Origin of the sequence: Oceaniovalibus sp. ACAM 378 (genome assembly GCF_008085915.1) — a bacterium.
GTDB lineage: Bacteria > Pseudomonadota > Alphaproteobacteria > Rhodobacterales > Rhodobacteraceae > Oceaniglobus.
In genome coordinates, this window is the sequence record NZ_VSJK01000007.1 from 1 (window position 1) to 21,921 (window position 21,921).

The 21,921-nt window shown below is 60.6% G+C and carries 20 protein-coding genes; 10 read left to right on the top strand and 10 right to left on the bottom strand.

Annotation, left to right across the window (positions count from 1 at the left end; translation table 11 throughout):
• Positions 1 to 85: 85 nt before the first annotated feature.
• Complete coding sequence (locus tag FQ320_RS10350) at positions 86 to 337, bottom strand: hypothetical protein (RefSeq protein WP_148471926.1); 252 nt, start codon at positions 335 to 337, stop codon at positions 86 to 88.
• Between the two features lie 381 nt (positions 338 to 718).
• Here FQ320_RS10350 and FQ320_RS10355 point away from each other — a divergent pair, with 381 nt between their 5' ends.
• The 3 genes from FQ320_RS10355 (at position 719) to FQ320_RS10365 (ending at position 5,064) form a co-directional block, all read left to right on the top strand.
• Complete coding sequence (locus FQ320_RS10355; protein WP_148471928.1) at positions 719 to 2,377, top strand: mechanosensitive ion channel family protein; 1,659 nt, start codon at positions 719 to 721, stop codon at positions 2,375 to 2,377.
• A 593-nt stretch (positions 2,378 to 2,970) separates the two neighbouring features.
• Positions 2,971 to 4,491: a multicopper oxidase family protein gene (locus FQ320_RS10360; RefSeq protein WP_148471930.1), complete on the top strand. Its 1,521-nt coding sequence runs from the start codon at positions 2,971 to 2,973 to the stop codon at positions 4,489 to 4,491.
• Between the two features lie 117 nt (positions 4,492 to 4,608).
• The gene (locus tag FQ320_RS10365) at positions 4,609 to 5,064 is read left to right on the top strand and encodes a cytochrome c (RefSeq protein WP_148471932.1); all 456 of its coding nucleotides are present in this window, start codon (positions 4,609 to 4,611) and stop codon (positions 5,062 to 5,064) included.
• 222 nt (positions 5,065 to 5,286) lie between these two features.
• Here the strand turns inward: FQ320_RS10365 and FQ320_RS10370 are convergent, their stop codons facing one another.
• From FQ320_RS10370 to FQ320_RS10385, 4 genes are all read right to left on the bottom strand, one after another.
• Positions 5,287 to 7,647, bottom strand: a complete 2,361-nt coding sequence (locus FQ320_RS10370) for a heavy metal translocating P-type ATPase (protein WP_148471934.1) — start codon at positions 7,645 to 7,647, stop codon at positions 5,287 to 5,289.
• An 85-nt stretch (positions 7,648 to 7,732) separates the two neighbouring features.
• Positions 7,733 to 8,194 (bottom strand): cytochrome c, encoded by a 462-nt coding sequence (locus tag FQ320_RS10375; RefSeq protein ID WP_370513048.1) that lies wholly within the window; start codon positions 8,192 to 8,194, stop codon positions 7,733 to 7,735.
• A complete protein-coding gene (locus tag FQ320_RS10380) occupies positions 8,191 to 8,805 on the bottom strand; it encodes a DUF411 domain-containing protein (protein ID WP_255509459.1) in 615 nt (204 codons plus the stop codon). The genes FQ320_RS10375 and FQ320_RS10380 overlap by 4 nt, the downstream gene beginning before the upstream one ends.
• Entirely contained in the window at positions 8,765 to 9,085 is a 321-nt protein-coding gene (locus FQ320_RS10385; protein ID WP_148471936.1) for a hypothetical protein, read from the bottom strand. Before FQ320_RS10385 ends, FQ320_RS10380 begins: the two co-directional genes overlap by 41 nt.
• Before the next feature lie 503 nt (positions 9,086 to 9,588).
• Between FQ320_RS10385 and FQ320_RS10390 the strand changes: the two genes are divergently transcribed.
• The 3 genes from FQ320_RS10390 to FQ320_RS10400 are packed head-to-tail and all read left to right on the top strand — an operon-like array spanning position 9,589 to position 12,461.
• Positions 9,589 to 10,884, top strand: a complete 1,296-nt coding sequence (locus tag FQ320_RS10390) for a TRAP transporter large permease (RefSeq protein ID WP_255509460.1) — start codon at positions 9,589 to 9,591, stop codon at positions 10,882 to 10,884.
• Positions 10,885 to 10,903: 19 nt separating this feature from the next.
• Positions 10,904 to 11,944 (top strand): TRAP transporter substrate-binding protein, encoded by a 1,041-nt coding sequence (locus FQ320_RS10395; RefSeq protein ID WP_148471940.1) that lies wholly within the window; start codon positions 10,904 to 10,906, stop codon positions 11,942 to 11,944.
• Positions 11,945 to 11,957: 13 nt separating this feature from the next.
• Positions 11,958 to 12,461 (top strand): TRAP transporter small permease, encoded by a 504-nt coding sequence (locus tag FQ320_RS10400; RefSeq protein ID WP_148471942.1) that lies wholly within the window; start codon positions 11,958 to 11,960, stop codon positions 12,459 to 12,461.
• 92 nt (positions 12,462 to 12,553) lie between these two features.
• Here the strand turns inward: FQ320_RS10400 and FQ320_RS10405 are convergent, their stop codons facing one another.
• The 3 genes from FQ320_RS10405 to FQ320_RS10415 are packed head-to-tail and all read right to left on the bottom strand — an operon-like array spanning position 12,554 to position 15,845.
• The gene (locus tag FQ320_RS10405) at positions 12,554 to 13,603 is read right to left on the bottom strand and encodes a response regulator (RefSeq protein ID WP_148471944.1); all 1,050 of its coding nucleotides are present in this window, start codon (positions 13,601 to 13,603) and stop codon (positions 12,554 to 12,556) included.
• A complete protein-coding gene (locus FQ320_RS10410; RefSeq protein WP_148471945.1) occupies positions 13,600 to 15,372 on the bottom strand; it encodes an ATP-binding protein in 1,773 nt (590 codons plus the stop codon). The genes FQ320_RS10405 and FQ320_RS10410 overlap by 4 nt, the downstream gene beginning before the upstream one ends.
• Positions 15,369 to 15,845 carry a molybdopterin-dependent oxidoreductase gene (locus tag FQ320_RS10415; protein ID WP_222861601.1) on the bottom strand — a complete coding sequence of 159 codons (477 nt, stop codon included), beginning with the start codon at positions 15,843 to 15,845 and terminating at the stop codon, positions 15,369 to 15,371. The genes FQ320_RS10410 and FQ320_RS10415 overlap by 4 nt, the downstream gene beginning before the upstream one ends.
• A 298-nt stretch (positions 15,846 to 16,143) precedes the next feature.
• On the opposite strand from FQ320_RS10415, the gene FQ320_RS10420 reads away from it, so the two are divergent.
• The 4 genes from FQ320_RS10420 to FQ320_RS10435 all read left to right on the top strand — a co-directional run bounded on the left by FQ320_RS10420 (position 16,144) and on the right by FQ320_RS10435 (position 19,777).
• Complete coding sequence (locus FQ320_RS10420; protein WP_148471947.1) at positions 16,144 to 16,398, top strand: hypothetical protein; 255 nt, start codon at positions 16,144 to 16,146, stop codon at positions 16,396 to 16,398.
• 91 nt (positions 16,399 to 16,489) lie between these two features.
• Positions 16,490 to 17,473 carry a hypothetical protein gene (locus FQ320_RS10425; protein WP_148471949.1) on the top strand — a complete coding sequence of 328 codons (984 nt, stop codon included), beginning with the start codon at positions 16,490 to 16,492 and terminating at the stop codon, positions 17,471 to 17,473.
• A 73-nt stretch (positions 17,474 to 17,546) separates the two neighbouring features.
• Positions 17,547 to 19,556 (top strand): VWA domain-containing protein, encoded by a 2,010-nt coding sequence (locus FQ320_RS10430; RefSeq protein ID WP_148471951.1) that lies wholly within the window; start codon positions 17,547 to 17,549, stop codon positions 19,554 to 19,556.
• A complete protein-coding gene (locus FQ320_RS10435) occupies positions 19,553 to 19,777 on the top strand; it encodes a hypothetical protein (protein WP_187393858.1) in 225 nt (74 codons plus the stop codon). Before FQ320_RS10430 ends, FQ320_RS10435 begins: the two co-directional genes overlap by 4 nt.
• 168 nt (positions 19,778 to 19,945) lie before the next feature.
• Here FQ320_RS10435 and FQ320_RS10440 read toward each other — a convergent pair whose 3' ends face one another.
• Positions 19,946 to 20,527, bottom strand: a complete 582-nt coding sequence (locus FQ320_RS10440; RefSeq protein WP_148471955.1) for a DUF1190 domain-containing protein — start codon at positions 20,525 to 20,527, stop codon at positions 19,946 to 19,948.
• A gap of 45 nt (positions 20,528 to 20,572) precedes the next feature.
• Positions 20,573 to 21,799: a glutathionylspermidine synthase family protein gene (locus FQ320_RS10445; protein ID WP_148471957.1), complete on the bottom strand. Its 1,227-nt coding sequence runs from the start codon at positions 21,797 to 21,799 to the stop codon at positions 20,573 to 20,575.
• Between the last annotated feature and the right edge of the window lie 122 nt (positions 21,800 to 21,921).

Below are 21,921 nucleotides of genomic sequence, written 5' to 3' on the forward strand. Positions count from 1 at the left end.
GTCGTCCGACGCGACACATCCAAAGGCTCTCTCAGCATCAAACTCAAGCGAGCTGGCTGGGATGAGGCATTCTTATGCAGCGTTCTCAATGGGCTGTAAGACGCGTGAGCCAAACGCGATTGCCCTGAGCATCTCTAAACCATGAAAGTTCGACGGCTTCCAGGTCTTCAATAATTCTCGGCTGCGACAGGCCAACAGCCAGAGGACTGACAGCTTCTGCCCTCTTCATCCAGAGTAACTCAGAAAGCGGATAGGCGGCCAACGCTCGTAGAACGCAGGATCCAACAAATCCCGTGCCGCCCAATACAACAACTTTCTTCTTCTCGAGATGTACCACTTAATCGAATCCTCGACGATTCCCTATTTTCTCAAGTATTGCTCCTACTCGAAACTTTCATTCCGTCAAAACTAATTTTTTCGGGTCGATGCATCGGTTGGTAGGGCTGGCACCACCGGCAGTGGACGGAATCCAGAATTGACCGCCGGTATTAGATGCGAAGTCTGGGCCTGTCGTGATTTCATGCCGCTCCAATTTCTGGTTTGAGCGTATTATCGCTCGAAGGCCACGTGATCGGCGGCCTGTCATAGCTACTGAGGTTCATTCTGAAGGAATGGCCCTTTTCGTTCGTGCTTGTCGTTTGACCTCGGGGGATGTGGGCAATACTTGCTTGATGTAGAAGCGTCTGTTGATGCGTCTATCGGACAAAGGGCCGTCACCATGTCACGATTTGCTATCACGGTGTGCCTACGCGTTCTGGCCATATCGATCGCCCTCTCGGGCGTGGCGACTGGGCTGTTGGCGCAGGAACAGGGCGAATACTGGTATGAGATCAGCGACACCGCGCTGGAACCTGTCCGGAGTGACGGCAAAATCGAGCGCCGCACGCCGCGCGAAACGGTACGTAATTTCATCGCGCTGACTGAGGATAAGCAATATTCCGATGCCGCGCACTTTCTGAACCTCGCTGATCTGCCGCAAGACCTTCGGGCAGAGGATGGCGGGGATCTGGCGCGCCAGCTCGCCTTTGTGATCGGGCGCCAACTCTGGATCGACTGGTCAGGTCTGTCGGCGCGACCGGATGCGATGCTCGAAACGGGGACGGCAAGTAACGCGCTGGCGGGCAAGCCGCGCCGCGACATCCGGCTGAAACTGGTCGAGGTCGGCGGACAGGCCTTCGAGATCCGGCTGGGCCGCTACAAGGCCCCCGATGCCGACCCGATCTGGCTGTTCACGCCGCAGACGGTCCAGAATATTCCGGTGCTCTATGCGGCTTTCGGCCCGAGTCACTTCGAGTCCTACATCCCGGACAGCCTGAACGGGCAGCTGGGTGGCCTGCGTTTGTGGGAATGGGTGCTGTTGCCGTTGCTGCTGGTCGTGCTGTTAGCGTTGGGCTGGTCCATCAGCCAGCTTGTCGGATGGCTGGCAGGCAAGATCAAACGGCCAATGATCCGGCAGGCAATCGAGAAATCCAGGGTTCCACTGGGCTTTGTCGCCATCGCTTTGGCATCACAGTTCATGCTGCAACTGGGCGTGTCATTTTCTGGTCCTGCAACGACCATTCTGCGACCCTTCCTGCTGATCGTCATGGTCGCCGGTCTGGGCGTCACCGCGCTCAAGATCGTCGATGCGGTGCTGGACCGCATCACTCTGAGCGTCATCGGTGAAATCGACGACACCCGCAGTCTGGATCAGCGCGAGCTTTACACCTCGATCTATGCGATTCGACGGATCATCGTGCTGCTGATGGTCGGCATTGCCGTGTTTGCGGTGCTGTCGCGGCTGAACCTGTTCGAGTCTCTTGGCATGTCCTTGCTAGCCTCAGCTGGCGTTCTTACCGTGCTGCTGGGCATTGCCGGACAGGCGGTGCTGGGCAACATCATGGCGTCGCTTCAGATCGCGCTGGCCAAACCAATCCGGATTGGCGACAGCATCCTTTTTGAAGGCGACTGGGCCTATGTGGAGAGCATTTTTTACACCTTTCTGCGTCTGCGCACTTGGGACGAGAGGCGCATCATCGTGCCGGTCAAGTATTTCGTCTCTCAACCGTTCGAGAACTGGTCGGTGACCGACGCCCGGATTCTCCAGACAATCACCATCTTTCTGGACCATCGGGCCGACATCGAGATACTGCGCGAGGTCTTTTTCGAGATTGCCAAAAAGGATGAAGGAGTGATCGATCAAGATCAGCTTTACGCCGCAGTAACGGCGCATAGCGAGGCCGGTCAGGAAATGTCGTTCTATGCCATGAGCCCCGATCCTTCGACCGGCTGGACGACCGCAATGCGCCTGAGAGAGAGCCTGCTCAAGAACATCCGCGAGAACCACCCGGATTGGTGGCCGCAAGATCGGCTGATCTTGAACCGGCAGAAACAATAGCGCTTTTGATACCCCCCCTTCGGCTCTCCTGAAAACACCCTCCTGACAGCCCCGGGACGCGTCAAAGACGGGATGGCCCCGACGAAGGGGGGGCGATCGGCGCAGACAACGGCAATGTGTATTGCGAAAGAACCAGACAGATCATAGGTTTGGGTTATATCTTGACCGACGGATCCGATGGCACGCTATTTCTGCATTTTCCTGCTTTTAGGCGCCGTCGCATTGTTCGGCGTGCTCCCGCATGCTGTCATGGCTGAGGGGCAACAGGCAACGCCGACACCCTGTCAGAACGAGCATTCCATCACAGGCTTGCACACCGAAGCAACGGGGCATTGCGGGCCCACCGAACACGCGATGTCAGGTGCCTGCGCCACCGCCTGTCTCGGAACGGTTACGATCTGGTTTCCCCCGCTCGGCCGGGCGCAATTGGTCTTGCGGCCGATGCACCGGGCTGTGGCATTCCTGCTCCTGCACGGACGGACGGACGATACGGACGACCGACCGCCCAAATTCATCTGATTGGTTGACGAGCAGAGCCCGCTTTTGGCTCCGAACTGATGCGCCCCCTTCGGGGCCCGATGGATTGTTTCACGATGACACAAGATTTGACACGCCGCGGCTTTCTGGCCGTATCCGCAGCCTTGGCTGCCACCACCGCTTTGCCGCGCCTGACTTTCGCGCAAGGCCTGCCGCTGACCCTGACTGCACAGACCCGGGTGATCGAGGTTGGCGGTCGCGCCGCCACGATCATGGGTCTGACCAACGGGTCGGGAAATCAGGGGTTGTTCCTTGATCCCGGTCAGCGTTTCCGCGTCGATTTGACCAACGCCCTAGAGGAAGAAACGATCATCCACTGGCATGGCCAGATCCCGCCAAATGTGCAGGACGGGGTGCCGAACCTGCCGCTGCCGCTGATGAAACCGGGCGAGACGCGCAGCTTTGACTATGCGCCCATACCCGGCACATTCTGGATGCACAGCCATGTGCCGGTGCAAGAGATGAACCTGCTTGCCGCGCCGTTGATCGTGCGGCGGCCCGAGGATCTGACCGCCGACCGGCAAGAGGTCGTGATGTTCTTGCACGACTTCGCCTTCCAACCCGCCGCAGAGGTGCTGGAAGAAATCATGGGGGGTGCAGCATCTCATGACATGGGTGCAATGGCCCCTCCGGCGCAAAACCAGAATGGCATGTCGGGCATGATGTCGGGCGGCGCCGGTAAATCGGCCATGAGCGGGATGTCCATGGGTGATATGAAAATGGGCGGGATGGACATGGGCGGAATGGCCATGGACCTGAACGACTTCGATTTCGACGCCTATCTCGCAAATGACCGCACGTTGGCCGACCCCGAGGTGATCCGCGTGGAACGTAAGGGCCGTGTTCTGTTGCGGGTAATAAATGCTGCTGCGGCGACCTCGTTCTGGATCGACACTGGCGGAATTCCTGCACGTCTGGTGGCCGTGGATGGGCACCCAGTCACCCCTGTGGCGGGCACAAAATTTGGCCTTGCCATGGCGCAACGTCTTGATCTGGAAATCGACCTGCCGGATTCCGGCGCCTTTCCGATCCTTGCCCTGCGCGAAGGCGCAAAAGAACGCACCGGCCTCATCCTTGCCACAGCAGGTGCAGAAGTGCGCCGGATCGAAGACAGGGGTGACACCGAAAGCGGCGCATTCGATATCAATCTCGAACAGGAACTGAATTTGCGGGCCCTGACCCCAGACGGCGCGCCCGCCCTTGCACCGCGCCCGGCGGATCGCTCGCATATGATCATGCTGAGTGGATCGATGCAGCCATATCTGTGGACGATCAATGGTCAGACCTGGGGCAACCATACGCCGATCACCGCCAAAACCGGCGAAAGGGTGCATCTGACGTTCCACAACATGTCGATGATGGGGCATCCGATGCACCTGCACGGACATGTGTTTCAGGTGGTGAACATCAACGGGCAGGATATAAGCGGCGCGATGCGCGACACGGTCTATGTGCCGCCAATGGCGATGGTGACGATAGCGCTGGATGCGGGCGAGGCTGCACGCTGGATGCTGCACTGCCACCACATGCCGCATCTGTTCACCGGCATGATGACCGAGTTCGCAGTCACCGCCTGACCTCTCGCCACCAGAGAGGAATGTCTCTGGTGGTAAACCACTTCAAAGGCGCGGCACACCCGGTACAGTGGCCGCGCCATCGCTGCTTGATCGGCGAGGCAGATCGGAGATCATATCATGAACAAGGGACTCATCGGCGCGGTTGTCGGCGTCACCGTCGCGGTCGCAGGCTGGTTTTGGGTGCAGTCGCGAACCGCCGGCGAACCGCTGCCCGCGTCGATTTCAAACGCCACATCGAACGCCCCCGGTGCACCAATGGCACAGGTCGTGGTGCCGACCGGATTTTCCTCGCAAGTCCAGCAGGGCGAGACCTATTTCAACGCAGTTTGTTCCGCGTGCCATGGGGCGAATGCCGCCGGACAAGACGGCATCGCACCGCCGCTTGTGCACCGGATCTACGAACCATCGCATCACGGAGATGCGGCTTTCGTTCAGGCGGCGCGCAATGGTGTACAGGCGCATCACTGGCGGTTCGGCGATATGCCACCCATCGAGCAGCGCCTTGCTGATGGAGAGCTGGCTGCAATCATCGCCTATGTGCGCGAGTTGCAGCGCGCCAACGGGATCAATTGATCGGGCGGATTGGCAATGCGGCGGGACCGAGGGGCGCCTGAACGTGAACGCGCCCTTCGATCCCGACCGCCCCCGCCGAAGGTCAGCCTACCGAAAGCAGGCTGTCGTCAGGTGGGTCAAGGCTGGATGTCCAGCCTCGGCCCCCCCCGCCTCAATGCCCGCTGCCTTCGTTTTGCTCTCGGCCAGAATGAGCTGCGCAGCTCATTGATCATTCCTGTTTATTCAAAGTTCGACACGCCGCAGTCTGAGCGCGTTGGAAATCACCGAAACCGAAGACAGGCTCATCGCCGCCGCCGCGATCATCGGCGACAGCAAAAGCCCGAACACCGGATAAAGCACGCCTGCGGCGATCGGCACGCCCAGTGTGTTATAGGCGAAGGCGAAGAACAGGTTCTGCTTGATATTGCGTATCGTCGCACGGGCCAGAATGCGCGCCTTGACGATACCGTTCAGATCACCGCCCAGCAGTGTGATGCCGGCACTTTCAACCGCCACGTCGGCACCGGTTCCCATGGCAAGGCCCACGTCGGCTGCGGCCAGTGCAGGGGCGTCATTGACCCCGTCTCCCGCCATCGCAACCTTGTGGCCTTGGGCGCGCAACTCATCCACCAGTTTTTTCTTGTCTTCGGGCAAGACGCCCGCGCGGACCTCGTCGATGCCCAGTTGCGCGGCGACCGCCCTTGCTGTCCGCTCATTATCGCCGGTGGCCATGATCACCCGCATTCCGGCGTCGTGCAGGGCACGGATCGCCTCTGCGGTGCTCTCCTTGATCGGATCGGCGACGGCAACGATGCCGACAATCGCTCCGTCCACGGCCACGAACATCGCCGTTTTGCCGTCGACCCGTAGCGCGTCGGCTTTTGCTTCGGCCTCCGCCGTGTCAAGCGACAGATCCTGCATCATCGCGCTGTTGCCCAGCGCCACCTCGCGCCCATTGACGCGACCCCGCACGCCTTTGCCGGTCACCGATTCGAAACCCTCGGTATCGCCCGCCGTGACGCCCCGTTCTTTCGCGCCCTCGACAATCGCCTCGGCCAGCGGATGTTCCGAGCCTTTTTCCAGCGCGGCAGCAAGCGTCAGGATCGCCGCTTCATCCTCACCCGCCAGCACAATCACATCCGTCAACTTGGGTTTGCCCATCGTCAGCGTTCCGGTCTTGTCGACGATCAGCGTATCAACCTCGGCCATCCGCTCCAGCGCTTCGGCGTCCTTGACAAGCACGCCCGCCTGCGCCCCGCGCCCTGCCGCCGTGGTGATCGAGATCGGCGTCGCCAGCCCAAGCGCACAGGGACAGGCAATGATCAACACCGAGACGGCAGAGGCGATGGCAAACACTAGTGCAGGTTCCGGCCCCCAGATCATCCATGCGCCAAAGGCCAGAATGGCAACAGCAACGACAGTGGGCACGAAATACCCCGCCACACGGTCGGCCAACCCTTGGATCGGCGCCCGTGATCTTCGCGCATTCGATACCATCTCGACGATCTGACTTAACATGGTGTCGGCGCCCACCCGGGCCGCTTCGATGACAAGCGAGCCGTTCTTGTTGATTGTACCACCGGTCACCCGATCATCCGGACCTTTTTCGACCGGCAGCGCCTCGCCGGTAATCAGGCTTTCATCCACCGCGGATGTGCCCTCGATGACCTTTGCATCCACCGGAACCGCATCGCCGGGACGCACGCGCAAACGGTCGCCAACAACGATATTTTCCAGCGGAGCGTCATATTCCGAACCGTCGGGCAAAATCCGTCGGGCCATCTTGGGTGACAGATCAAGCAGGGCTCGGATTGCATCGCCGGTCCGTTCGCGCGCCCGCAGCTCAAGCACCTGCCCCACAAAGACCAAGGCGATGATCACGACCGCAGCCTCAAAATAGGTGCCGACGGCATCGCCCATCCGATAAATCTCGGGAAATACACCGGGCAGGAAGGTCGCGACCAGAGAATAGGCATAGGCCGCACCCACACCAAGCGAGATCAGCGTCCACATATTCGGCGAACGGTTCAGGATCGACGACCATCCCCGTTTAAAGAACGGTAACGCAGCCCAAAGCACGATCGGCGTCGCGAGCACAAATTCAATCCAGACAGCATTTCGGTGTCCGATCCAGTCACGTACCGGCAAGCCGACCATTTCGCCCATCGTCAGGATAATCAGTGGCACGGCCGCCGCCGCGCTGATCCACATGCGGCGGGTGAAATCGACCAATTCACCGCTCGGCTCGTCCGACGGCACCATCGGCTCCAGCGCCATGCCGCAGATCGGGCAGTCACCGGGGGCGTCGCGCACGATCTCGGGGTGCATCGGGCAGGTAAACTGCGTGCCCGGTGGGGCGATGTCGCCACGACCCGCAGCGTTCCCCGACACATAGAAGAATGGATCTGCCTTGAATTTGGTTTCGCATTTTTCGGAGCAGAACCAATAAGTCTCGTCGCCGTGCTCGACGTGCCTGCTGTCGGGTTTCATCGTGACAGACATGCCGCAGACCGGGTCTTTGGCCTTTCCGCCGCTTACATCGGTCGCCGCATGCTCTGCGTCATGTCCGTGGGTGTGATTTTCGCCTATGTCGTGATCGGTCATCTCAAGGCTCCTTTCTCAACGCGTTAGCGCGAATTACGGATGAAGTAGAATTTCTCCGGCCAGCAGTAAAACGGCATGGCCCGGGTCATTGTTGGTTTTCCATATCGTCATGCCGGGTGCGGATGTTCTGCGGCCATCTCGATTTGATGAAGCTGAGGGCAGCGATGATCTCTTTGTCGGTCAGGACGTCCCCAAAGGCTGGCATATCCGAAACATAATCGGGATCGCCGATCATTTGGCCGATGCCGTTTTTGGTCAGTTGGAACAGGGTATCGCCGTCGTGGTGCCAGGTGTGTCCGGTCTCGTCATGGGGTGGTGCCGGCAGCCGCCCGTCCGGATCGCGCGACCGCCAATCGGGTTGCCCCTCCAGATCGGCCCCGTGGCAGGACGCACAGTTGGCGGCATAGACTTTGGCCCCCATTGCCGCGATTTCCCGATCACCCGCCCGCAGTGAGATCCGTTCAGGCCCGGACGCACCGCCCTTAAACACGTAGAACACAGCCCCGATAAGGACCAGCCCCAGCGCGATCACCGCTGCCAGCCTCACGATCCGGCCTGAAAGAAGACTTCGCCGTCCAAAGCTGCTCCGCCAAAAGATATCACGTCAAAGCGCGCGCTTGGGTCGTTCCCCATTCCGGGCGAACCGATAGGCATCCCCGGCACGGCGATCCCGGCAATCTGCGGTCGCTCCGCGAGCATCTTGACGATGGCGGCGAAGGGAACATGCCCTTCGACAACATAACCGTCGATTGTCGCCGTATGGCAAGCCCACAGGTCACCGGGCACCTCTGCGTCCGCTTTGACGGTCGAGATATTGTCCACATCGGCGGTCTCGACCTCAAAACCTTCATCGCGTGCTAGAGCAACCCACGCCGTACAGCAGCCGCAGGTGGGGCTTTTGGTGACATGCATGGTGCCGTGTTCGGCCATCGCGGGATGGCTTTGCGCATACGCCATGTTCGGCGCGGCAAGCAGGGAAAAGCCCGCGGAAATTAACCCAGCAAACAAAAATTCAGTCGGTTTCACGATCTTGATCCTCTCGAATGGAAATACGCACAGGCAGTCCCTGTGGTGGTGCAAGGTCAGGAGACGCGCGCCTTGTCGGACGCACGCGACTTCACCCCAGACGCGGCGGATCGAGAGGACCGGCAGGCTCAATGCCAGCCAGAACAGTCGGGAAACCGAAGATTGCAGAACGCATTTGCGTTGGCGTGGTGGTGTTGTTGGTCAAAGCCGGAACCAGAGCAGTCAGCACGTGGCAGCTGGGCGAGCGATCGGTATTTTCCTCGCAGCACATCCCGTGCCCGACGGACGTGACCTCGGAATTCGCCGCCTCTTGCGCCATATCGGACGCGAACGGATGACCGGCGGCCATCGCTCCGGAAAGCGGCGTGGACAGGACGATCACAAGGATCATCAGAAAGCGGATCAGGGTCATTCCATATACCTATATGGGGTATAGAGTGTTTCAAGTGGCAAATGTCTGTCGCCTGCGGATCAGGGCGGATGAAGTGGCCAATCCAAGCGTTCTTGCCGGATGCCTCCCGACCGCGACTGACGTTCAGGCATCCTGAAGGCCACCTGTCAATCAGCGCCTCACCCCGCCCCTCCTCCCACCCGCACATGTCAGATATGCCGTTGCTGGCATCGCGCGAAACCTGCTTGGCCACTCAGGACGATGCGCAGAGCACGGTCAGCAGGCTGACGCAAAAGCGGGTTGCCGAGGGGCTGACAACCGCATGGCGACGCTGAACAAATCGATCAACGCCGGTCGACATTTGTGGTAACGCTTTTTGTATCTATGATAAATGGCGCCCAAAGCAGAACGGAAAGTGTCACTGTGCAGTCTTATCCATGTTACGGTGATATCGCCGTTGTCCGCAGCAGTGTCTTGTGCGGGCCACTTGCCCCTAGCGCCCCCGCGCAAAATGGCGGTGTGTGATGGAACCGCTTATCGTTCTTGCCATCCTTCTGATGCTGATCGCGATCGGTGCGCCGATCTTTCTGGCGCTGGGCGCGGCGGGACTTACCGGCCTTTATATGACGCGCGGGTCGATGGCGTTTTTCTTTGGACCGACTTCGCTTTTTGGCCAGCTTAACGCCTTTGAGCTTTTGGCGCTGCCGCTGTTCGTCCTGATGGGCAACCTGCTGGCCGCGACGCCGGTGGGACGAAATCTGTTTCATGCGGCGGTTGTCTGGCTGCACTGGTTGCGCGGCGGGCTGGCGATTTCGACGGTCGGCGCATCCGCTGTGTTCGGGGCGGTCAGCGGTGTGTCCATCGCGGGCGTCGCCGCTGTCGGATCCATCGCGATTCCCGAAATGCTCAACCGGGGGTACAGCCGTGCGCTTGCCGCGGGCAGTGTCGTCAGTTCCGGCGCGCTGGCCATGCTGATCCCGCCCAGCGTGCCGCTGATCATATATGGCGCGATTTCCAGCGTCTCGATCGCCGATCTGTTCATTGCCGGAATTGTACCGGGAATTGCGCTGGCTCTGGCGCTGAGTGTCTATATTTACATCCGCGTCTTGCTGAACCCCGAAGAGGCGCCCGTTCAAGAGGACGTCCACTATACCTGGGGCGACCGGGTGCGCGCCATCGGCGGCATCTGGCATTCGATTTTGCTGATTTTCATCGTATTGGGCGCGATCTATAGCGGTCTGGCCACACCAAGCGAGGCGGCGGCCTTTGGGGCATTGGGCGCATATATCATCGCCGGGCCGATCTTTCGCAGCCTTGATCTGCGCGGCCTGATGACAGTGCTGGGGACCAGTGTGCGGATTTCGGCCGCTGTTCTGTTGATCATGGGCTGTGCGCGGATCTTTGGCGATTATCTGAACCTGATGCGGGTTCCAGACTCGCTCGCCGGGCTGTTGGTGGGAAGCGAACTGCCGACCGAGGTGATCCTGCTGATGATCATGCTGGTTCTGGTGCTGCTCGGCATGTTGGTGGACGCGGTATCGCTGATCGTGGTGGTGACGCCGATCCTGCTGCCGCTGATCACCGGACTGGGCTATGATCCGCTGTGGTTTGGGGTCATTCTGGTGATGAACCTTGAAATCGCGGTGGTCACGCCGCCGGTCGGGCTTAACCTTTATACGTTGAAGGCCGTGGCACCAATGTTGAAGATTGAAGAGATCATCGGCTCGATCGTGCCTTTCGTGATGGTGCAATTCGCGATGCTGATGCTGTTCGTGCTGTTTCCGGCACTGGCGCTCTGGCTTCCGAATCTACTGAGATAACAACAAAGGAGGAGATATCATGACACTCGACAGACGGGCGTTTCTTCGGAACACTGCCGCACTGACCGCCGGTTCCATGCTGACCCTGCCAGGCGCTGCCGCGATGGCGCAGGATGTACCAATGCTGACCGGCGTCACCTATCTGCCGCCCTCTTATGCCGATCTGATGTATGGCTCGCAGGGGTTCGTCGATCGCGTCAACGATAAGTCTGGCGACACGGTCACGATCGACTTTTACGATTCTGGACGCCTTTTGTCGGCGGATGAACAGCTTCCGGCGTTGCGCTCGGGGAACATCGATTTCATGTTCCACACCACATCCTATGTCACGCGGTCGCTGCCGATGCTGGGTGTGCTGGGGCTGCCCGGCGTGGTTGGTCCGCTGTACGAAAACCCGGATCGCCTGAAGCGCGGCGCGCCGCTGTTCGAACTGATCGCCGATGAGATGAAGAAAAGTGGTCTTATGCTTTTGTCGCTGGGCGGCGGGATCATGGAGCCAGAGTATATCTGGAGCACAGATGAGGGTCCGGTGCGCAGCCTTGACGACCTCAAGGGCAAGCGTGTTCGTGTGGTGTCGTTCGAGGCAACCAGCGCAGTCGAAGACTTCGGCGGCGCCTCGGTGCGGATCCCGTCGTCGGAACTCTATCTTGCTTTGCAGCGCGGCACGGTGGATGCGGCTGTCGCCAATATCTCGACGATCAACGGGCGCAGCATCGAAGAGCAAGTGACCCATGTATACCGTATGCCGGTCACCGGATTCACCATCGGCATCTTCTTCACGGTCGAACGTTGGGAATCCTATGACCAGTCGGTTCGCGACGCCCTGATCGAAGCCGCCGAATGGTTCGACGAAGAAAACGCCCGCACCGCCAACGTGGATTACTTCGAGGGTAAATACTGGCCCGCGTTCCGCGAAGCGGGCATGGAAGTGATCGAACCGGACGAGGCAGAGCTGGCCCGTTTCGACAAATCCGTCGCCGGGGTGCGCGAAAAATGGCTGAGCGAAGTGGGCGAGGTGGGCGAACGGGCCATCGCGCTGGCGCTCGGCGAACAGAGCTAGGGCCGGGATTCCGATGTTTGTCTCGCTTCTCGACCAGATCGCCCGCATCCTCGAATTCGTGGGACGTCTTGTCCTCGCCTTCATGGCGTTGACGATTTTCTATGATTCAACGATGCGCTATCTGTTCGCGGCGCCGACCTCATGGAGCCTCGAGGTCAACTCGTTCCTGATGGTCTTTGTCGCGCTGATGGTAGCGGCCGAGGTCGAGCGGCGAGGCGAACATATCGGAATATCGCTTTTGCCAAACGCCATGCCACCGCGCGTTCAAAGGGCAATGCAGATCGTGGTCAGCCTCACCGGCGCCACGTTCTGCGCAATCCTTGCGTGGCGCGGATTCATGATGTCACAAACCGCCTTGGAATATGGCGAACGGGTATCGAGCGCATTCGGCACGCCAATCTGGATTCCCTATGCGCTGTTGCCCGTCGGATTTACAGCACTTGGTGCCCAGTTCCTGCTGACCGCGATCCGCGGCAGACCCGAAGCAGACCCCGAAAAGGTGGCCGAAGGTATCTGACGCCGGTCGATCACGAGGTTTCACCTCTCAGGTCCGAGGTGCCATTGGCGAAACATTCAGGGGACAGGGCACTGCCTCGACCTCATCATGGCCTATGACTGTATCATCATCGGGCCCGCAAGGATCAACGCGATCAGATCCGCCTGACGATTGGTGCCGGTTTTCTGGAACAGATTGCGCATGTGAAATGCGATGGTCGTCTGCGACACGCCAAGCTCCGCCGCCACATCGGCCGGGCGGGTGCTGCGGGCAAGTGCGGCGGCGACCCGCGCCTCGGTTGGTGTCAGGCCGAAGAGATCCATCAGCAGGGATTCAGGGACGCGTCGCCTGTGGTCAGAGGCGCAAAAGAACAGCGCGGCATGGGGGCGACCGGCGTGGTCACCGAACGATTGCACAAGAGCGCAGACCAGAACCGAGACGGTGCTGGCGTCCTGTACCCGGTGCAGCATGGCGCCGACCGTCTTTTCCTGACCCTGACGGGCCGCTTCCAGCGTCTCGGCGATGGCACGTTGCAAAACCCGGTCCGACAGCGGATCGGGCGACTGGATGGCACTTTTCCCCGCATGGATGAAATCGGCATCGGCGGCCATTTCTTCGGCAGCGCGATTGATATGGACCGGTTTGGCCTGCTCGTCCAACAGCACGACGCCCAGCGCGATCAGGTCGAGCGCCGCTTCTGCGCCGCCGCCGGACAGTCCGATCAACGCGTGGCGCAGGGATGACACCTCATCGTCATGGCGGCTGCGGATGCGCTCGACCTGACGCAGGCGGGCACCGACGGTGGCCAGCATCAGATCATAATCTACAGGTTTGACCAGATAATCGTCGGCCCCCTGACGCTTGCCCTCGATGACTTCGCGAGGTTCGGACAGGGCGGTCAGAAAGACGAAAGGCGTGGCGCTGAGTTCGGGGCGTCGGTCACGCAGGGCGCGGAGCACGGCGTAGCCGTCAAGCCCGGGCATCGTGATGTCGCAAAGCAGCAGATCGGGCGTGTTGTGTGTCAGAAGGTCCAGAGCCTCGGTGCCGTCTTTCGCCGCCAGCGTACGATATCCGGCCTCCTCCAATTCCTCGACGATGTCGCGGCGCAGGGCTTCCTCGTCCTCGACCACCAGTATCAAGGCAGGACCGGTGGCGCGCGTCATGACTGCGGCTCCGTGAACCGGGGCAAGATCAGGCGAAAGGTCACGCCTTCGCCACCCGGTTGCAAGGTAACATCGCCGCCCTGCATTCGCGCCAGATTGCGCGCCATGAACAACCCGATGCCAGTGCCGGTAATGCCAACGCTGTTTGCGCCGCGAAAGTTACGCTCGAATATCTGCTGGCGATCTTGGTCGTCCATGGAGGGACCGGCATTGCGAACGTCGCAGAACAGGCTTTCGCCGTCGCCAAGCAACATTACCGACACCGGGGTTTTCGGGGCGGCATATTTGTCGGCGTTCGACAGCAGGTTCTCCAGCACCTGTTCGGCATGGGCCGGGTCGCAGAATGCGGTGGTCTGACCGACTGTCGCCTGCCGCACCTTGATCGGGCGGTCCGGGGCGGCGTCGCGCCGCCGGGCGCAGACCGTCTGGATGATTTCGGCCAGATCGCATTTCACCCGCCGCGCGCCGATCTGACCGGCATCCAGCCGCGCAGCATCCAGCGTGCTTTCGACCAGCCGCGTAAGCCCGGCGATTGCGCCGCGTGCACGGCCGGCGCGCTCTGCCACCTCGTTCGGGTCGGCGCGTGGGCCACGGCGGATCAGCCGTTGCAGGGCAGAATCCGCAACGGCCAAGGGTGTGCGGAATTGATGCGACACCATCGCGGCGAAGTTGCGATAAAGATCGGCTGCCGACCGTTCCCGCTGCAATGCATTGTCCAGATCGCGCGTGCGTTCGGACACCAGTTCTTCCAGCCGGTCGCGATCCTGCGCGTCCTTCTGCTGTGCTGCATGGCGATCCGACGCGTCATGGATGAACAGGATCGCACCCAGGATTGCGCCGCCGTTGCGCATCGGAAAAAACCTCAGATCGACATAGAGCGGCCGGTCGCAATCCCCGGCAAAGAGCGGCTGAAAGGTCAACTGTGACGTTTCCCCGCCCAGCGCGCGCTTGATGCCTTGCCTCACCGTGACGACATCGAAAAACCCGGCAACCTCGGCCAGCATCCGCCCCACCGCCTGTTCGGGCGGTTTGCCGACCATCGCGGCCATCGCGCCGTTCCACAACGTACAGCGCCCGTCATGGTCCACCGCAAGGATACCCTCGCCACTTGACGAGATCAAAAGCCCCGAAAAATCCCGTTCCTGCTGCAGCAGGCGGTTGCGCTGGCGCGACTGGCGCAGGGAAAGGACAAGCGTGACCGTCAGGATGCCGCCCGCGCCCATGATCCCGATCAGCGAGGCAATGGTCTGACGCAACTGATAGCGATAGGTTTCCAGCCGTCCGCCGAGTTCATTCCATTCCGCGATCATCGCCATATTCGCGGCCCGTCCAAAAAACCGCGCGAACGGGGCCAGCGCGTCGCGCAATCGCGCGCCACTTCCGGGTGTGAAATTGTCGATCATTGGGGCGATTTCGGACAGTGAACGCGTCAGCGCGGTCAAATCGGCGCCAAACCCGATCTGTTCGACGAAACGGCGTTGCGGCCCGTCGTTCAGCAAGGCAATCCGACTGGTCAGCATGTCAAAGCGCAGCGCAAGGTCGTCTGTCCCGGCATGCCCCAAATCGGCCAAGGCTATGGTTTCGGTCAGGCGCAGGGCAGCCACCTCGCTTTGGTGAAACACCCAAAGCATGTTCTGTTCGGCCTCGACCCGCATCGCATTCTGGACCTCGACCATGCGGATCAAAGAAAAGAGCAGCAAGACCGTGAAAACAAGCACCGCGATCATTGGCAGGATCAGTCCAAGACGCGGTGTGGCGAACCGCTTCATTGCACATCGAGACGATAGAGTTGCCAGACCCAGCGGTAGTCAAAGCGGATGTCCTGCAACGCGTCGTGATCGTCGCGGGGATAGACGATCCACAGCGGCCCCTTGTCGTCGCGGGTCAGGGCCTCGCCACCCATGTCATATGCAACGATCACGTCGTAGTCGTAGAAATCGGCGATGGGGATATCTACGGCGTAGTCGTTCATGGCGATGGCCGTGACCCGGTCCCCTTCCGCGCCCAGATGGTCCAGCAGGTCACGCATCAGGAAACCCGTGAAGCTGTGAACGCCGTCAGTGACCACGGTCGACGTCTCGATCGTGACCGAGGGCAGCGCATGCAACGCATCACGGGTCAGCGCGGCGACACCCCCGGCGATTTGGCCCGTCACCTGCAACATCACATCGTTCCTGTCTGCCAAGGCCGCGCCGCCAACCAGCATCAGACCAGCCATCAAGGCACCCGTCCGCATCCGCATGACATATCTCCTGCCCAACTGCGGTGGCAGTTCATCAGCACCCGCGCATTTGTGCAAACACCTTAATGCGGCAATTATTCTACCGCCCCCTCTGAATGAACGGGGCGGGGTCGATGCCTACCGTGCAAATGTCCCGCACAAACCCGCAACCCAAGCGCGCAAAGCGGGAACATTGGAGTAACCTATGCCCGGCATCCCAAGAATTGTCCCTTTTCTGTGCGCCCTCGCGCTGATCGTTCTGGGAAGTTGTGGAACGCCAGAATACCGGGCCGAAAGAAGCCACTGCGAAGCGGAATGGATGCTGAAGATTCCACCGGTCTTTCGACACGAAGTGGTCACGAAATACCGGAACGAAGAGCACCCGACAGGCCAATCGACCTGCACCACCGCGGGATCGGTCACAAATTGCCAGCAGATCATGAAAACCGTCTCGATCCCCTATACCGAGGTCGAGACGGTCGACATCCGCAAGCCGCAACGCAGTCCGCAGATCGAGTCCTGCGCGGCCCGCGCCTGTTCGGCAAAGTTCGGCAACAGCGCGTGCGAGACATGACCCTTCAACCGCAGCATTCCGGCTCGGCACGCGACGGCGATGCGTGGTGCCTGTGCGCGCAATCCAACAGATTTTCGATCAGGAGTTAGCCATGTGGGATTTTAATGTCGGCAACGCATTGGGCATGATGCTGCGCACCCTGCCGTTCATCCTCTTGCGTATGGCGGTCTATTTCGGGATCACCCTTGGCTATATTCTGGTCACTGGCGTGGGTGCCGGGGTTGGTTACGGCGTCGGCGGATTCGGCGACGAAGGGTTTCAGGCCAGCAGCACCATGTGGGGCGGTTTCGCCGGGTTCGGGATCTTTGGCGCAATCATGTACTGGGCGCGTGAATACATCCTTTATATCGTCAAGGCCGGTCACATCGCGGTCCTGATCGAACTGATCGATGGCAAACCCATGCCGCAGGGTCGCGGTCAGATCGCCCATGCCACGGCAGTGGTGAAGCAGCGTTTTCCCGAAGCAAGCGTATTGTTCGCCATCGACCAGCTTATCAAGGGTGTGATCCGGGCGATCACCGGTCTGGCACGTGGTATCCTGACCATTCTGCCGCTCCCCGGAGTGCAGCAGATTGCCAGTATCCTGTCCGCGTTTCTGCGGGTTGCCGTTGGATTCATCGACGAGGTGATCCTCGCCTATGCGATCCGGACCAATTCCACCAATGCCTGGATGTCCGCCAAAGAGGCGTTGGTCCTGTATGGGCAAAACTACAAGGTGATGTTGAAGAATGCGGCGTGGCTGGCGATCATCGTCTATGGACTCAGCTTCATCGTGTTCGTCCTCATGCTCGCTCCGGCGGCGCTGGTGGTGTATCTGATGCCGGGTGCCTGGGCGGCGGGTGGCGTTGTCTTCGCGCTGCTGTTTGCCTGGAGCGTCAAGGCAGCCCTGCTCGAACCTTTCGCAATCACCTGCATGATGCAGGTCTATTTCAAGACGATCGAAGGCCAGCAGCCGAACCCCGAATGGGAGGCCAAGCTGGAGCAGATGTCGGGCAAGTTCCGCAAACTCAAGGACCGTGCATTCGGATCCGCAGGCGAAACGGCTCAGACAGTCGAAGGCGCACGCCAGGTATAATTCACTCAGACACAGCCCCCGTGGGGGGCGTGGAGATTTGCGCGCACTCGACTGGCGCAAGGAGGAACGGGATATGAAAAAGAACGCACGCAGTCTGGCGGCAATGATGATCGCTGGCGGTATCGCCTGTGCAGCACCGGCAAGTGCGGCAGATGATGTCGTGATCGTCTATGACGCCTCGGGCTCCATGTGGGGCCAGATTGATGGAGTCAGCAAGATTGAAATCGCCCGCGACGTGCTGGCCGGTCTGGTGGACGAGTGGGACGCGGGCACCAACCTGGGCCTTGTCGCCTATGGGCACCGAAGCCAGGGCGATTGCACCGATATCGAAACGCTGATTTCCCCCGCCCCGCTGGACAGGGCCAGTTTTATCGACACCGTCAATGGGATCAGGCCGGTGGGCAAAACGCCGATCTCTGCCTCGGTGCAGCACGCCGCCGATCTGTTGTCCTATCGTGACAATTCCGCGACAGTCATCTTGATCTCGGACGGGGTCGAAACCTGCAACGCCGATCCCTGCGCGCTCGCTGCACAGCTTGCGAAACAAGGTGTCAAATTCACCGCGCATGTGGTGGGTTTCGATCTTGAGGACGCGGCCCATGCCAGCCTGTCCTGTATCGCTGAGAACACCGGCGGCGTTTTTGTGCCCGCGGGCAATGCAGCCGAGTTGCACGATGCGCTGGATCAGGTTCAAAGCGCCATGGAATTGAAGCCGGTCATGCCCGAACCGGAACCGGAACTTCCCGAGGTCGGGATTTCCGGTCCGGCCAGTGTCACGACCGGTGCGGCCTTCGATGTCACATGGTCGGGCAGCGTTCACCCGCAGGACTTTATCACCATCGTCCCTATGGGGGCCAAGGAGGGCGAGAGCGGCGCTTATATCCGCGTGCGTGACATGACCGAAGGAACCCTGATCGCCCCCGCCGAGATCGGGTTGTACGAACTGCGCTATGTCCTGAACGAGGGGCGGCGCACGCTGGCCACCGCCACCATCGAGGTGATCGAGGCCGAAGTCGGGATCGCCGGTCCGGCCAATGTCACGACCGGCGCGGCCTTCGATGTCACATGGTCGGGCAGCGTTCATCCGCAGGACTTTATCACCATCGTCCCCATGGGAGCCAAGGAGGGCGAGAGCGGCGCTTATATCCGCGTGCGCGACATGACCGAAGGAGTTCTGACCGCCCCCGCCGAGATCGGGCTGTACGAACTGCGCTATGTCCTGAACGAGGGGCGGCGCACGCTGGCCACCGCCGCCATTGAAGTGGTCGAGGCCGAGGTCGGGATTGCCGGTCCGCACAATGTCATGACCGGCGCGGCCTTCGATGTCACATGGTCGGGCAGTGTTCACCCGCAGGACTTTATCACCATCGTCCCCATGGGGACCAAAGAGGGTGAGAGCGGCGCTTATATCCGGGTGCGTGACATGACCGAAGGAACCCTGACCGCCCCCGCCGAGATCGGGCTGTATGAACTGCGCTATGTCCTGAACGAAGGAAGGCGCACGCTGGCCACCGCCGCCATTGAGGTGGTCAGTGCGTCGATAACCCTCTCTGGTCCGACGACCGTACGAGAGGGAACGCCGGTGGCGATCGGCTGGTCGCAAAGTGTCAACGTCAACGATTTTATCACGATCGTCACGGCAGGTGCGGCTGAAGGCAGCGCTGGCGATTATATCCGCGTCCGCTCCGCAACCGAAGGCGAGCTGGCCGCCCCGGACGGGCCGGGCCTCTATGAGATTCGCTATGTTCTGGAGGAGGGCAAAAAGACCCTCGCCAGCGCCACACTGGAGGTGGTGCATGCAGATGCGCCGCTTGACGATGGTGCAGGGCTGTCGGTGCCGAAATCCGCCGCGCCCGGTGAGACGATAACGGTGACATGGACCGGGGAGAGTGACAGTGCGGATCAGCGAATCGCACTTGCACGCTCGGAACAGCCAGATTTCAGCTGGATCTCTGTTCAGTCTGTCACAGCGGAAAAATCCATGGAGCTGACGATGCCGGATGAGGCGGGCTTGTATGAGGTCCGGTTTCTGGATGTTGCCGGTCGTCAGGTTCTTGGCCGCGCGATCGTTGACGTGAAATGATGCTGCGTCTGGCTTTTCCGATTGCTGTCATCTCGCTTGGTCTTTGGACCTCGGGTGCGCAGGCCGACCTTGACGGGCACGGGCCGGACTCTTGGCGGGTGATTGGCGTCGCCGCCAATGACATGCTGAACGCGCGCATGGGTCCGGGCACCGACACCGCCCGACCGAACGCCCCATTGCGGATCTTCCGCGTCGAATACGGCGACAGAAGCTATCCGTGATCGGGATGGCCGTTGAAACCCTGAGCCGTGGGTCCGCCACGTTCGGCCCCGTGGGGGCTGTCGATTGTCGCGCTAAGGCATCTCGTCAGGGGCACAGAAACCGACGACTTCCCATATCAGGGTCGGTGTGGATCTGTTGCGGGCAACCGCCCACCCGTGAGTGCGGGTCTAGCCGCCAAATCCCGTGCGCCCGGTCCCAGCTTTGCCAAACCCGCCGCGCGAATTGGCGGTGGCGCGGCTCATCGGGGCTTTTCCCGCCGTCGAGGTGGGGCGGGTGAACTGCGATGTACTCAGCTTGGTCGCACCCTTATTGGCGGAAAACGTGCTTGAACGCGCCGCATTGGTGAACTTCCCGTCCGAGGTCTTGTAAAGCGGTTGGCCCGCCGACATTCCCGCACGTCCGCCAAGCATGTTGCCGATCAGATAGCCCGCCATGAGCGGCATGAAGATGCTGCCCGATCCGCCCTGCGTTGTCGTCGCCTCAGTGCCGCAGGCCCCGGCGCCGTGCTGTTCTTCGCAGACGGCCTGACTGTCATAGCGCGGTGCCGCATCGACATGCAGGGCCTCGGCTGCGGCAAAAGCCTCTTCGCAGTCCTGCGACGAGAATATCCCGCCGCGCGGTGCTTCGTCGGTGCAGCTTTGCAGATCCGGAAAGGCCTCGGCATCCACCTGTTCGTCTCGGCAGCCAGCAAGCGTAAAGGCGGCGGCACCAAGGATCGCGATGGCGACCCGATTAGAGCGTTTGGTCATGACAATCCTGCCTCTTGGTCAAATAATAGACGATAATTGTGCACATCATGCAGTGATATAGTGCGGTTTGAAACGCGACAAATCCTGAGTGATGCGTGAACGGTCTTCGCGGACACCGATGCCTGTGCAGCTGTCGCCGATGATCCATGCCCCTATCACCGGGCGAAAGCCATCGAACTGCGGCAAAGGCGCATAGGCCTGAATGATGCGCGGATGTTCAGCGTATTCGGTATTCTGCGACTGTTCGACGATCTCGGTGCCCTTCAGGATGGTCACCGACGCACCTTCGCGTGACAGGATCGGCTTGCTCACACGGCCGGCCATCAGTTGCGCCTCGGCCCGGCCAAAAGCTTCGGCCACCTCCGCCGCAGCCGCGCCACGCCCGGCGATGGCATCACTGATGTCCTGTTCAAAGAACGCCGGCAAAAGGTTGGGATGCCCCTCAAACATCTGCCAGAGCACCGGCAACAGCCCCTTGTTCGACAACAGCGCCTTCCATGCCGGTTCGAGAAACAGGCAGTTCGATCCGGCGATATGATCGGCATAGTCATCGCGCAGCAGGTCTTCCCAGGGATAGAGTTTGAACAGTACGCCCATGACCCGATCCTGATCATCCAGAAACTGGCCCTTCTCGCTGATCGCGATCTTGTCCAGATCACAGTAATGCGCCCCCATCCCCGCCTCGCGCGCGGCCCAGCCCATGGCCTCGACCGTGCCGTAATCTTCGGGGTTGTCGCCGACAGCGGTAAAGTGCAAATCGCTTCCGGGCTCAAAGACCGCGCCGAACCGCGCGACCAGAGCCTCATGGATGCCGTTGAATTGGTCCGACCCTTCGGAAAGCACACCTGCGGCAAGCTGATCCTCGAACCATTGCCATTGAAACGCGGCGCTCTCGTAAAGCGAGGTCGGCGTGTCTGCGTTGTATTCCAACAGCTTGGCAGGGCCATTGCCATCATAGGCAAGGTCAAAGCGGCCATAGATTTCGGGATCTTCCCGGCGCCAGCTTTCAACGACAAGATCGCGGTGCGCTTCGGGGATCGCGAGCCGCTCCATCAGGCCTTCGTTTGCGATGATATGCGCCACCGCCTCGCGGCACATGGAATGAAGCTCGGTCGCAGGGTCTTCGATATCGTTCTCGATCTGGGCGAGCGAGAATTCATAGGCCGAGGATTCATCCCAATAGGGTTCGCCATGCATGTCGGCAAAGGTGAATCCAACCTCTTTGGCATGGTCGCGCCAATGCGGTCTTTCGGGCAGTACGATTTTCTGCATGTGGCGTCTCCTCCGCTTTCCGGGCAGGTCTAGGTCGAATTTGCAGGGGTGACCAGACTTGGTTCATTCGAATGCGGCGCAGAATATAGCGATATCCCTGCAAAGAGGTGGCCAAACCTTGT